Source organism: Herminiimonas sp. Marseille-P9896, assembly GCF_903993245.1.
GTDB classification, from domain to species: Bacteria; Pseudomonadota; Gammaproteobacteria; order Burkholderiales; family Burkholderiaceae_D; genus Oxalicibacterium; species Oxalicibacterium contaminans.
Map to the genome: position 1 here is coordinate 41,951 of NZ_CAJEVT010000004.1, position 12,666 is coordinate 54,616.

Annotated in this window: 11 protein-coding genes; 9 read left to right on the forward strand and 2 right to left on the reverse strand. The window is 54.8% G+C overall.

Going from position 1 to position 12,666, the window contains the following annotated elements:
* Nucleotides 1-35: 35 nt before the first annotated feature.
* Nucleotides 36-1,718, forward strand: coding sequence for a long-chain-fatty-acid--CoA ligase (locus H7U06_RS14830; RefSeq protein ID WP_175626908.1), 1,683 nt, complete (start codon nucleotides 36-38; stop codon nucleotides 1,716-1,718).
* Nucleotides 1,719-1,816: 98 nt separating this feature from the next.
* Here H7U06_RS14830 and H7U06_RS14835 read toward each other — a convergent pair whose 3' ends face one another.
* Nucleotides 1,817-2,233, reverse strand: a complete 417-nt coding sequence (locus H7U06_RS14835) for an acyl-CoA thioesterase (protein ID WP_175626909.1) — start codon at nucleotides 2,231-2,233, stop codon at nucleotides 1,817-1,819.
* Nucleotides 2,234-2,368: 135 nt separating this feature from the next.
* Here H7U06_RS14835 and H7U06_RS14840 point away from each other — a divergent pair, with 135 nt between their 5' ends.
* The 8 genes from H7U06_RS14840 (at nucleotide 2,369) to H7U06_RS14875 (ending at nucleotide 11,011) form a co-directional block, all read left to right on the forward strand.
* Nucleotides 2,369-4,261 carry an ABC transporter ATP-binding protein/permease gene (locus H7U06_RS14840; RefSeq protein WP_175626910.1) on the forward strand — a complete coding sequence of 631 codons (1,893 nt, stop codon included), beginning with the start codon at nucleotides 2,369-2,371 and terminating at the stop codon, nucleotides 4,259-4,261.
* 234 nt (nucleotides 4,262-4,495) lie between these two features.
* Nucleotides 4,496-5,782 (forward strand): Glu/Leu/Phe/Val dehydrogenase, encoded by a 1,287-nt coding sequence (locus tag H7U06_RS14845; protein ID WP_175626911.1) that lies wholly within the window; start codon nucleotides 4,496-4,498, stop codon nucleotides 5,780-5,782.
* A 120-nt stretch (nucleotides 5,783-5,902) separates the two neighbouring features.
* Nucleotides 5,903-6,805 carry an amino acid ABC transporter substrate-binding protein gene (locus tag H7U06_RS14850; RefSeq protein WP_370458630.1) on the forward strand — a complete coding sequence of 301 codons (903 nt, stop codon included), beginning with the start codon at nucleotides 5,903-5,905 and terminating at the stop codon, nucleotides 6,803-6,805.
* Between the two features lie 60 nt (nucleotides 6,806-6,865).
* A complete protein-coding gene (locus H7U06_RS14855) occupies nucleotides 6,866-7,597 on the forward strand; it encodes an amino acid ABC transporter permease (protein ID WP_175626912.1) in 732 nt (243 codons plus the stop codon).
* A complete protein-coding gene (locus H7U06_RS14860) occupies nucleotides 7,590-8,276 on the forward strand; it encodes an amino acid ABC transporter permease (protein ID WP_175626913.1) in 687 nt (228 codons plus the stop codon). The genes H7U06_RS14855 and H7U06_RS14860 overlap by 8 nt, the downstream gene beginning before the upstream one ends.
* A gap of 10 nt (nucleotides 8,277-8,286) precedes the next feature.
* A complete protein-coding gene (locus H7U06_RS14865; protein ID WP_124574688.1) occupies nucleotides 8,287-9,012 on the forward strand; it encodes an amino acid ABC transporter ATP-binding protein in 726 nt (241 codons plus the stop codon).
* A 99-nt stretch (nucleotides 9,013-9,111) separates the two neighbouring features.
* Nucleotides 9,112-10,170, forward strand: coding sequence for a dihydroorotase (gene pyrC / locus H7U06_RS14870; RefSeq protein WP_175626914.1), 1,059 nt, complete (start codon nucleotides 9,112-9,114; stop codon nucleotides 10,168-10,170).
* A gap of 46 nt (nucleotides 10,171-10,216) precedes the next feature.
* Nucleotides 10,217-11,011: a DUF3025 domain-containing protein gene (locus H7U06_RS14875; RefSeq protein WP_175626915.1), complete on the forward strand. Its 795-nt coding sequence runs from the start codon at nucleotides 10,217-10,219 to the stop codon at nucleotides 11,009-11,011.
* 53 nt (nucleotides 11,012-11,064) lie between these two features.
* Here H7U06_RS14875 and H7U06_RS14880 read toward each other — a convergent pair whose 3' ends face one another.
* Nucleotides 11,065-12,660: an efflux transporter outer membrane subunit gene (locus tag H7U06_RS14880; protein ID WP_175626916.1), complete on the reverse strand. Its 1,596-nt coding sequence runs from the start codon at nucleotides 12,658-12,660 to the stop codon at nucleotides 11,065-11,067.
* Nucleotides 12,661-12,666: the final 6 nt, after the last annotated feature.

A 12,666-nucleotide genomic window follows, 5' to 3' on the forward strand; every position in this document is an offset into this window, starting at 1 on the left:
AATCACTCTAACCACAAAAAAGAATAGAGGTGGAGATGGACAAGTTTTGGCTCAAGTCATATCCAGCAGGCATACCGGCAGAAATCGATCCTGCACGTTACGGTTCCTTGGTTGAATTACTGGATGAATCCTTCCAGAAATATGCAGATCGCAACGCGTGCGTATGCATGGATAAAGCCCTTACCTATCGTGAGGTGGATCATCTTTCCGCCGAAGTCGGCGCGTGGTTGCAAAGCCTGGGTTTGCAAAAAGGTGCGCGTATCGCACTGATGATGCCCAACGTTTTGCAATATCCGATCGCCATCGCCGCCGTCCTGCGTGCCGGTTACGTGATCGTCAATGTGAACCCGCTGTACAAGCCGCGTGAACTCGAGCACCAACTGACCGATTCCGGCGCGGAAGCCATCATCATCCTGGAAAACTTTGCTGCCACACTGGAGAAGGTGATCGCCAGCACACAGGTCAAGCATGTGATCGTCGCGACCATGGGCGATTTGTTTGGCGGGCTGAAAGGTGGCATCGTCAATTTCGTAGTGCGCCATGTGAAGAAAATGGTGCCTGCTTATTCCCTGCCACAAGCGGTGCAGTTCAAGGATGTATTGCGCCAGGCTGCAGGCATGACCTTGCAACGCCCGACGCTGACACATCAGGATCTCGCTTTCCTGCAGTACACAGGTGGTACGACCGGCACTGCCAAAGGCGCGATGCTGACCCATCGCAATATCATCGCCAATGTATTGCAGAACGAAGCGTGGATTTCGCCAGTGCTCAATACACTGCCTAAAGATAAACAGCTGATCTTTGTCTGCGCCTTGCCGCTGTATCACATCTTCGCGCTGACCACTTGCGGCATGCTGGGTACCCATCTGGGTGTGATGAATCTGCTGATCCCGAATCCGCGCGACATCCCTGGCTTCATCAAGGAATTGATGAAGTACAAGGTGCACTTTCTGCCTGCGGTGAATACCTTGTACAACGGCTTGCTGAACAATCCGGATTTCGCCAAGGTCGATTTCTCGGAACTGAAGCTATGTAACGGCGGCGGCATGGCGGTGCAGCAGGTGGTCAACGATAAATGGAAAAAATTGACTGGCTGCGCGATTTGCGAAGGCTATGGTTTGTCGGAAACTTCACCAACGGCTACGGCGAATCCACCGACCACCAATGAATTCACAGGGACTATCGGCTTGCCGGTCTCGTCGACTGAACTGAAGATCATAGACAGTAACGAAAACGAAGTGCCGCATGGCAGTGCAGGCGAGATTGCGATCCGCGGGCCGCAAGTGATGGCGGGTTACTGGAACAACCCGAATGAGACTGCGCAGGCTATGACGGCGGATGGCTTCTTTAAGACGGGCGATATCGGCATCATGGATGAGCGCGGTTTTACCAAAATCGTCGATCGCAAGAAAGACATGATCCTGGTCTCCGGCTTCAATGTGTATCCGAGCGAGATCGAAGGCGTGGTCGCAGCACATCCAGGCGTGCTGGAGTGTGCCTGCATAGGTGTACCGGATGAGCACACCGGCGAGGCTGTCAAACTCTTCGTCGTGCGGCGTGATCCGGCACTGACCGAGGCTGAGCTGATGGCGTATTGCAAGGAGCAGTTCACCGGTTACAAGAAACCGAAGTCCATCGAGTTCCGCACCGAATTGCCGAAGTCTAATGTCGGCAAAATCCTGCGCCGTGAATTGCGCGACGAGATAAAAACGAGCTGACTAAAAAACATGCGCCATAACCCCAGTGACGGGAATGGCGCATGATGTTTTGTAACTACTGCACTACTTGTTTATGGTCGTGCCAGCTTGTATTAATTTTATTTATGCGGCGGGATCGCTGGTGGCAAATGGCGTGGTTTGCGATCAGCATTGGTTGCGACATAAGTCAGCGTCGCTTCCGTTACTTTCACGATTTCCACTTCCAGACGATTGCGTTCTGCATAACATTCGACATTCACGGTAATCGAGGTATTGCCGACCTTGACGATCTCGGCATAGATAGATAGCAGGTCGCCGACGAATACCGGATGTTTGAATAAGAATGAGTTCACCGCAATGGTGACGACGCGGCCATTGGCGCGGCGTGTGGCACAGACTGCTCCTGCCAGATCGACCTGCGACATGATCCAGCCGCCGAAAACGTCGCCGTGCATATTGGCGTCGTTCGGCATGGGGACTACCCGCATCTGTGGAATTTTGCCTGCGGGCAGGTCTGTGTGGTGTTCGCTTGCCATGTTGTCTCCTGAGGATGATTTCTGTCGATAAAGTTCCGTAGTGACGTTCTGTGTTTATTTTTCGTTCTGTGTCTATTTTTATTAACGGCTACAATCCGGAACCCGAAGCATAAACTATCTGAGCAAACCTTACCTATGCGCCGCCATTCCGTCCCATCCGAGCCTGTTTCATCTGTCAGCAATCGCAGTGACTGGAGCACGCTCAAGACCCTGATTCCGTATTTGTGGACCTACAAATGGCGGGTCGGACTGGCACTCGCATTCCTGATCGGTGCGAAGATGGCCAACGTCGGTGTACCGCTGGTATTGAAGCGCCTGATCGATAGCCTGACGATAGCGCCCGGCAGTACGCAGGCGATGCTGGTATTGCCGGTCGGGATATTGCTCGCTTATGGTGCGTTACGCCTGTCGACGACTTTATTTACCGAGCTGCGTGAATATACATTTGCCAAGGTCACGCAGCGCGCAGTGCGTACCATCGCGCTGAAAGTATTCCGCCATCTGCATGCACTGTCACTGCGCTTCCACCTGAATCGCCAGACCGGCGGCATGACGCGTGATATCGAGCGTGGTACCAAAGGCATCTCTTCGCTCATCTCATACACGCTGTTCAGCATCTTGCCGACGCTGATCGAAATCCTGCTGGTACTCGGCTACCTGGTGCTGCATTACGATATCTGGTTCACCGTTATAACCGGCGTGGCACTGGTCAGCTATATCGCCTTCACAGTCATCGTTACCGAATGGCGTACCCACTTCCGGCGCACCATGAATGACCTGGATTCCAAGGCGAATACCAAGGCCATCGATTCATTGATCAATTACGAGACGGTTAAGTATTTCGGTAACGAAGATTACGAAGCACAACGCTACGATGAAGGCTTGAAGCGCTACGAAACTGCGGCAGTCAAATCGCAGACTTCGCTATCGCTGCTGAATACAGGACAATCCAGCATCATCGCCATTGCAGTGACGCTCATCCTGTGGCGTGCGACCCAAGGTGTGATCGCAGGCACCATGACGCTGGGTGATCTGGTGCTGGTGAATGCCTTCATGATCCAGCTGTATATACCGCTGAATTTCCTCGGTGTGATTTATCGCGAGATCAAGCAAAGCCTGGCCGATATGGAGCGCCTGTTTTCGCTGCTGGATCAGAATAAGGAAATCGCGGATAAGCCGGATACCCAGGCACTGGTGACGCAGGGCGCGGAAGTATGTTTCTCGCATGTCGATTTCAGCTATGAAGAGAAGCGCCAGATCCTGTTCGACGTCGACTTCACCATCACCGCGGGCACTACTACAGCGGTGGTCGGGCATAGCGGTTCCGGCAAGTCGACGCTATCGCGTTTGCTGTTCCGCTTCTATGATGTGAACCAGGGAGCGATCCTGATAGACGGGCAGGACGTGCGTGATGTGACGCAGGCCTCATTGCGCCAGGCAATAGGCATAGTGCCGCAGGATACGGTGCTGTTTAACGACACGATTGCCTACAATATTGCCTATGGCAAACCGGGTGCGAGCCATGACGATATCGTGGCTGCTGCGCGTTCCGCTTACATCCATGAATTCATTGAATCCTTGCCGGACGGTTACAACACCATGGTCGGCGAACGTGGCTTGAAATTATCCGGCGGTGAAAAGCAGCGTGTGGCGATCGCCCGTACCTTGCTCAAGCATCCGGCTATCCTGATTTTTGATGAAGCGACCTCCGCGCTGGATTCCAAGTCCGAACAGGCGATCCAGGCGCAGCTCAAGGAAATCGCACAAAACCGTACCACCCTGATCATCGCGCATCGCCTGTCAACGATTGCTGACGCCGCGCAGATATTGGTGCTGGATCGCGGTCGCATTATCGAGCGCGGTACGCATATGCAATTGCTGGCGGCGGATGGCGCGTATGCGCAAATGTGGATGCGCCAGCAAGCCCGGCCGGACGACGCACTGGCATCGTCGCCAGACGGCATTGACGGCGAGGCGGGCGAGGGTGACGATAAGGCAGCCGCCAAATTGCCGTTCGACCTGTATTGAGATTCTGCCGCCTGGATGGAACTCCATAGGAGCGGCGCGCTCTATAAGAAAGATTCAGTTCAGATCATTACTCATGCGGGCGATAAGAGATTAGAATAAATTGCCTGCATAATCCTGTAACTTGCTTGTAGCCTGCCTGCATTAGCCTTGTATGCATCGCAGGTTTCGCTGTCCTGTTTCTGATGCTTGTCGCCATGACGTATGGCACTGCTTGGTAAATATAGGAGCGCCCGCATGTCCAGTCCGCACGCAGTACCGTCTTACCTGACACCGCCCGACATCGGGGCATGGGGTGTTTATCTGGAGCAAATCGACCGCGTTACGCCTTACCTCGGCTCGCTGGCGCGCTGGGTCGAAACCATGAAGCGACCCAAGCGCATCCTTATCGTCGATGTCCCTATCGAACGTGACGACGGCACGGTTGCGCACTTTGAAGGTTACCGGGTCCAGCACAATACCTCGCGCGGCCCGGGCAAGGGCGGTGTGCGTTTCCATCAGGATGTGAGCCTGTCTGAAGTGATGGCACTGTCAGCCTGGATGACGATCAAAAATGCAGCGGTGAATGTGCCGTATGGCGGTGCGAAAGGCGGCATACGCGTCAATCCGAAGACACTCTCCAAAGCCGAGCTGGAACGCATGACGCGCCGCTATACCAGCGAAATCAATATCATCATCGGCCCCACCAAAGATATACCCGCACCCGACGTCAACACCAATGAACAAATCATGGCGTGGATGATGGATACCTATTCGATGAACCAGGGCAGTACCGCATCCGGCGTCGTGACCGGCAAGCCGGTTTCGCTGGGCGGCAGCCTGGGACGGCATGAAGCGACGGGTCGTGGCGTGTTTGTGGTCGGCTGCGAAGCGGCGGTCAAACGCGGACTGGAAATCAAGGGTGCGCGGGTTGCGGTGCAAGGCTTTGGTAACGTTGGTGGTGTCGCAGCGCGCCTGTTTGCCGAGGCTGGCGCCAAGGTGGTGGCGGTGCAGGATCATGCGGCAACCGTGGTGCGCAGCAGCGGCCTGAATATCCCCGCCTTGCAGGCTTATGTGACACAAAATGGCAGCGTGGCCGGTTTTCCCGAGGCCGAGCAACTGGAGGATGCGTCCCGTTTCTGGGGCCTGGAGTGCGACATTCTGGTGCCTGCTGCACTGGAACAGCAAATCGACCGCGACAATGCCGCGCAAATCCGCGCCAGCATCGTACTCGAAGGTGCGAATGGTCCGACCACGCCGGAAGCGGATGATATCCTGCATGACAAGGGTATATTGCTGGTACCGGACGTGATTGCAAATGCAGGCGGCGTGACGGTCAGCTATTTTGAATGGGTGCAGGATTTCTCCAGCTTCTTCTGGACTGAAGATGAGATCAATTCGCGCCTGACCCGCATCATGCGGGAAGCCTTTGCCGCGATATGGGCGCTGGCGGAAGAGAAGAAAGTTTCTTTGCGTACGGCGGCCTTTATCGTGGCATGTACGCGTGTATTACAGGCGCGCGAAATGCGTGGCTTGTATCCTTAAAGCCGTAGCTGCATAGTCTGGAAATCTGCCGTATGAATTAGCAGGCGTTGATGACGAAATGAGCTGGCCTGAAATTTGCCAGATACTTTAAAAACTGATGATATGCCTCAAGGAGACATCATGAATCTGAAAAAATTACTTGTAGTGACTGCTGGAGCGGGGCTGATGGCCAGCTCGTTTGTGACAGTGCAGGCGCAGGACCTCGGCGGCACGCTGAAGAAGATCAAGGATACGAATACCATCACCATCGGTTATCGCGAATCATCGATTCCGTTTTCGTTTCTTGATGACAAGCAACAACCGATAGGTTATGCGATCGACCTTTGCATGAAGATCGTCGATACCGTCAAGGCCGACCTCAAGCTGCCTAACCTGAAGGTGGCGATGCAACCGGTGACTTCCAGCAATCGCATTCCTTTGTTGCGTAACGGCACTATCGATCTGGAGTGCGGCTCCACTACCAATTCCAAAGTTCGTCAGGAACAGGTTTCCTTCGGCCCTAGTTACTTCGTGATCAACGTAACTGCAGCTGTCAAAAAATCGTCGAATATCAACACGCTGGCCGACCTCAACGGCAAGACGATCTCCACCACTTCCGGCACGACTTCGGTACCGCTGCTGAAGGGCTACAAGAAAACTGAAAACATCCAGGTCAAGGAAATCTACGGCAAGGATCACGCCGAAGCCTTCCTGCTGATGGCCGATGACAGGGCCGTTGCCTTCGTGATGGATAACATCTTGCTGGCCGGGCAGATCGCCAACTCCAAGCGTCCGTCGGATTACAAGATCCTGCCGGAATCGCTGAGCCAGGAGCCATACAGCATGATGCTGCGCAAAGACGATCCGCAGTTCAAGGCGCTGGTGGATAAATCGATAGGTACAGTCATGAAATCTGGCGAGATCAATAAAATCTACGCCAAATGGTTCACCACTCCGATTCCACCTAAAGGCTTGAACATCAACTTCCCGATGACGCCGCCTATCGAGGAAGCATTCAAGAATCCGAACGACAAGGGCGTATAACGCAGTACATGCGAGCATAGCTAATAAGCTAGATAAGCAATCAGCTAAGGGAGCGGCAGCATGGATCTTGGAATCTTTCTGGAGCAGGTGCCTGATGGCGACGGCACGTGGATAGAAAGCTTGCTGTCAGGGTTGGGCTGGACCCTGGCAGTGGCTTTCTTTGCATGGATATTCGCCTTCGTGGTCGGTTCGATAGTGGGCGTCGCGCGTACCAGCGAGAAGCGCTGGCTGGTACGTCTGGGCGGTGCTTACGTCGAACTGTTCCGCAACATCCCTTTGCTGGTGCAATTCTTCGTCTGGTACTTCGTGATACCGGGCATCGTACCGGCGGTGAAGGCCTGGGTCATTACGCTGGATCCGACCGAGCATCAATTCGTGACAGCAGTCGTGTGTCTCGGTTTCTTCACTTCATCGCGGATCGCCGAGCAAGTGCGCTCCGGTATCCAGGCCTTGCCGCGTGGCCAGCGTAATGCTGGTTATGCGCTGGGTTTGACCACGTCGCAGACATATCGCTATGTGCTGCTGCCCATGGCTTATCGGATCATCATTCCGCCGCTGACTTCCGAGCTGATGAACCTGATCAAGAATACTGCGGTCGCGTATTCGATCGGGCTGGTTGAACTCTTCTTCCGGACACGGGAGATGGGTGAGATGACCTTCCGTTACTTTGAAGCTTTCGGCGCGGCTACCGTGATCTACGTAGTCATCGCGATGACGGCGAATCGTCTGATGGCCCTGGTTGAACGTCGCCTTGCTGTCCCTGGTTATATCGCGGGAGGCAAACATGGGTGATCTTGATTTCGAAATCATCACGCGCACCTGGCCGTATTTGCTGTCGGGCTTGCAGTACACGCTGCAGTTGACAGTCGTTGCGGCATTGGGTGGCGTCGCCTTCGGCACCTTGCTGGCGATGGCGCGCCTGTCCAGCAACAAGACCTTGTCCCTGATCGCTGCCGCTTATGTGAATCTGATGCGCTCAATTCCATTGCTGCTGGTGATCTTCTGGTTCTACTTCCTGATGCCTATCGTCCTGCAGAAGATCACGGGAGCCGAACGGCCGGTGCAGCTGGGGGCGGATCGCTCGGCCTACATCACCTTCATCATGTTTGAGGCGGCTTACTTTTGCGAAATCATGCGCGCCGGGATACAGAGTATTTCCAAAGGGCAGGTGAATGCAGGATATGCGCTGGGACTGACCTATAAGCAATCGATGCAACTGGTGATCCTGCCGCAAGCTTTCCGCAACATGCTGCCGATCTTGCTGACGCAAACCATCGTGCTGTTCCAGGACGTGTCGCTGGTATCACTGCTGAACGTGACTGACTTTGTCGGTGCTGCGGTCAAGGTTGCGCAGCGTGACAGTCGCGTAGTTGAGATGTACCTGTTTGTCGCCGTCGTGTATTTCGTGCTCAGTTTTGCACTCTCGACGCTGGTCAAGCAGCTGCAAAAACGGTTTGCCATCATTCGATAAGGACAACAACATGATAGCTATGGACAACGTGAGCAAGTGGTACGGGAATTTCCAGGTGTTGACCGATTGCACGACCCAGGTCGCCAAGGGTGACGTGGTGGTGGTGTGCGGTCCGTCTGGTTCCGGCAAGTCCACACTGATCAAAACCGTCAACGGCCTGGAACCGTTCCAGCAAGGTAGCATTACGGTGGATGGCATTTCGGTTGGCGATCCAAAAACCAATCTGTCCGGCCTGCGTTCGCGCATAGGCATGGTGTTTCAAAACTTTGAATTATTCCCGCACCTGTCCATCAGCGAAAACCTGACGCTGGCACAGGTCAAGGTCTTGAAGCGCAGCTTGCCGGATGCAACCGAGCGCGGCCTGAAGTACCTCGATCGGGTTGGCCTGATTGCGCACAAGGATAAATTTCCGGGCCAACTCTCCGGCGGTCAGCAGCAACGGGTCGCGATTGCACGTGCGCTGTCGATGGACCCGATAGCCATGCTGTTCGATGAGCCGACCTCGGCGCTGGATCCGGAAATGATTAATGAAGTGCTGGACGTGATGGTGGGTCTGGCGCAAGAAGGCATGACCATGATGGTGGTGACGCATGAAATGGGTTTCGCCAAGAAGGTGGCGAACCGCGTAATCTTCATGGACAAAGGCCTGATAGTTGAAGATTGCACAAAAGATGAATTTTTTGGCACGACCCGCTCGGACCGGGCACGGGATTTCCTGGCCAAAATCATTCACTGATACGGACTTTTTGCCCCGCAGCCGTCCCGCCGTAAGGCCGGGGCGGCTTTTTTTCGGGACGAACGGGTAAAATAGCGGCAGTCCCAAGAAAGAGCCGCCATGACCACTACTTCCGCTACAAATCGTCCTTCCAGCATCACCATTACCCGTCCAGACGACTGGCATTTGCATTTGCGCGATGGCGCAACGATAGCTTCGGTCCTGCCTGACACGGCACGCCAGTTTGCCCGCGCTATCGTCATGCCTAACCTGAAGCCGCCGGTCACTACGACCGCCCAGGCCGTCGCCTATCGTGACCGTATCTTGGCGGCGTTGCCAGCCGGCATGCAATTCGAGCCGCTGATGGTGCTGTACCTGACCGACAATACGCCGCCGGAAGAAATCCAGCGTGCGAAGGAAAGCGGCGTGGTACACGCGGTGAAACTGTACCCGGCGGGTGCCACCACCAATTCGGATGCCGGCGTCAGCGACCTGGCCAAATGCTATAAAACCCTGGAAATGATGCAGAAAGTCGGCATGCCTTTCCTGGTACACGGTGAAGTGACCGATCCGGCCATCGATATCTTCGATCGTGAAGCCGTGTTCATCGACCGCGTGATGAAGCCTTTGCGTCGCGATATGCCGGAACTGAAAGTGGTGTTTGAACACATCACCACCAAGGATGCTGCGCAGTATGTGGCCGAGGCAGATCAGTATGTAGGGGCAACGATTACGGCGCACCACTTGCTGTATAACCGCAATGAATTGTTCAAGGGCGGTATTCGTCCGCATTACTACTGCCTGCCGGTATTGAAGCGTGAATTGCATCGCCAGGCTTTGGTTGCGGCAGCGATTTCCGGCAGCAAGAAGTTCTTCCTTGGTACCGACTCGGCGCCGCATGCGAAAGGCTTGAAAGAACACGCTTGTGGCTGCGCTGGTTGCTATACCGCCTTGCATGCGATGGAACTGTACACGCAGGCTTTTGACCAGGCGGATGCGTTGGATAAACTGGAGCAGTTCGCCAGCTTCAACGGCCCTGATTTCTACAACTTGCCACGCAATACCGGCACCATCACTTTGCAACGCGAAGAATGGCAAGTTCCGGCAGAAGTACCTATGGGTAACGCTACGCTGGTGCCTTTGAATGGCGGCGAAACCATAGGCTGGAAATTTGTCTGAACATTGTTCTGACTGCATTTGCCCTTGATGCCTGGTTGATGCAACCATGAGCGCTTCCTTCCTGTCCGTCATAGACTGGTCGCGCCCGTGGTTGTCCTGTGTACGTGCCGTCGGTGTAGAACTGGCACGCGCAGACAACTGGCAACGGGAACTGAATCGGCGCGCGACGGAACTGGGTTTGCGCAATCATCGTGACCTGCCGATCCGCTTCGTGCCACAAGCCGAACTACCTGCCGACAGAGCATACGAAGCACACATCAGCCAGACCGGGCATGTCCCGACGCGGGATAACCTGCATGATTTTTTCAATGCACTGGTCTGGCTGACTTTCCCTAAAATCAAAGTCCAACTAAACCTGTTGCAGGCGCGAGAAATCGAGCACTCTGTATCAGTCAACAATATTGCACCACGCGGCAAGGTACGTGATGCCGCAACTATCTTTGATGAAAATGCTGTACTGCTGGTCAGTGCGAACGATGACCTGATGCACGCCTTGCGTGAGCATGCGTGGGAAGAAGTATTCGTGACGCGACGCGATGAATTCGAACGCGATAGCCGCGTGTATTTATTCGGTCACGCCTTGATGGAAAAACTGGTGCAGCCCTACAAGGCGATTACCGGTCATGCCTGGATAGTCGCGCATGCCTGCCCGCCTGCTGACCTGCCCCTGGCTGAGCAGTGCGCATGGGTGGATCAGATCGTCGCGCACCAACTGGCGCAGGGTTTGACGACTGCAAATTTTTCGCCTTTGCAAATGCTGGGTGTGCCGGGCTGGTGGCCGGGCCAGGACCGCGATTTTTATTGTGATACGACGGTGTTCCGACCCAAGCGCAAAAATTAAAAAGGCAGTACAGCGTGATGCTGTCCTGCCTTTTTTACGTCTACGTCGAACGATCAGTCAGCCGCTTTATTCGCCAGCGCTGGTTCCAGCGCTGCAGTCTTGTCTTTATCGACCCTGTGCCACCAGCCGCCGCCGAGTGCCTGGAACAAGGCCGCAGTGTCACCCAGACGCATGGCACGCGCTTGCGCGACGTTCAATGAAGCCTGGCGATAGCCTTGCTCTGCATTGATCAGGACAACGCGATCGATGTAGCCACGGGCGTGCTGCTTCTGGGTCAGGGTCAGTGTGGTCTTGGCGGTTTCTGCCAGTGCCGCACTTGCCTTCAGTGCTTCCGCATCTGCATGGATCGCATGCAGGGTGTCAGCCACGTTCTGGAAGGCGGTGATGACGGTTTCCTTGTACTGCGCTGCCGCCTGCTTGTACGACTCTTCTGCTGCGCGTTGACGATGACGCAGCACGCCACCATCGAGCAAAGGCATGGAGATATTGGCAGCTAACTCAAAGAAACGACCTGAGTTCCAGAACATCTGGCTGAACTTGCTGGCTGCGCCACCCCAGGTGCCATCTATCGAAAACTGCGGCAAGCGATTCGCCAGTGCGACACCAATTTGCGCGCTGGCTGCATGCAGCTGTTCTTCTGCTGCGCGTACGTCCGGACGCTGATCGATGACTTGCGACGGCAAACTCAAAGGCAAGTCTTCCGGCAACTGTAGTGAAGCGAGATCGAAGGATTCCGGCAAGTCACTGTCTTGCATGCCACCCGCCAGTGCGCGTAATAGATTACGGGTTTGTTCGAACTGCTTTTGCAAAGGTGGCAATTGTTCTTTCGCTTGCAGCAGGGTGGTTTGTTGAATGCTCAGATCAAGACGTGATGCATAACCGGCCTTGAATTGACGCTCGACGATTTCCACCGATTTTTCATTCGAAGCGATGATGGTTTGCAGGATGCCGATTTGCTCGCGCAGCAGCGCTTCCTGTATCGCCGCTGCCGTGATGTTCGAAGCGAGCGTGATGTAGGCCGCTTCGAGTTGCAGCTTTTGATACTTGGCTTGTGCTTCCAGTGTTTCCACTTGTCGACGATTGGCACCGAATACATCCGGCGTAAAGCCGACCGTCAGTTGTGTGGTGTGGAAGTTATAAATCACCGGTGCATTGAACGGTGCTGTACCGCCTTGTGCCGCCGATGGATTGGCGACGGTACTGATATCCCTGCCATTGCCCTGTACGCCCGGCGAATTGCCACCGAGGTTACCAGCAATCTTGGTACGGGAAGGCGAGTATCCGGCACTCAGGCTAGGGAAGAAGAAACCTTGCTGTGCGTAGACGTTTTCCTGCGCCACGCGCAGCGCAGCTTGCGCCGACTCTATGCTCGGATTGGCAGCAAATGCTTTTTCGATCAGCGCATTCAATTGCGGTGAACGGAACAGCTTCCACCAGTCAGCCTGGATATCTTGCGCGACGACAAAGCGCTGCGCATTGCCGCCACTGACTGGCGCAGTGCTCGTGCTCTCCGGCAATGGCTTGGGCGAAAACGTTTGCGATGGCGTCAGCTCCGGCCGTTTGTAGTCGGGGCCGACAGCGCAGCCGGTCAACAGCAGCAATGCGCTTGCTGCTGTCGCGGAGTAGAAAGTCTTATTCATTTTTTTCATGATTAC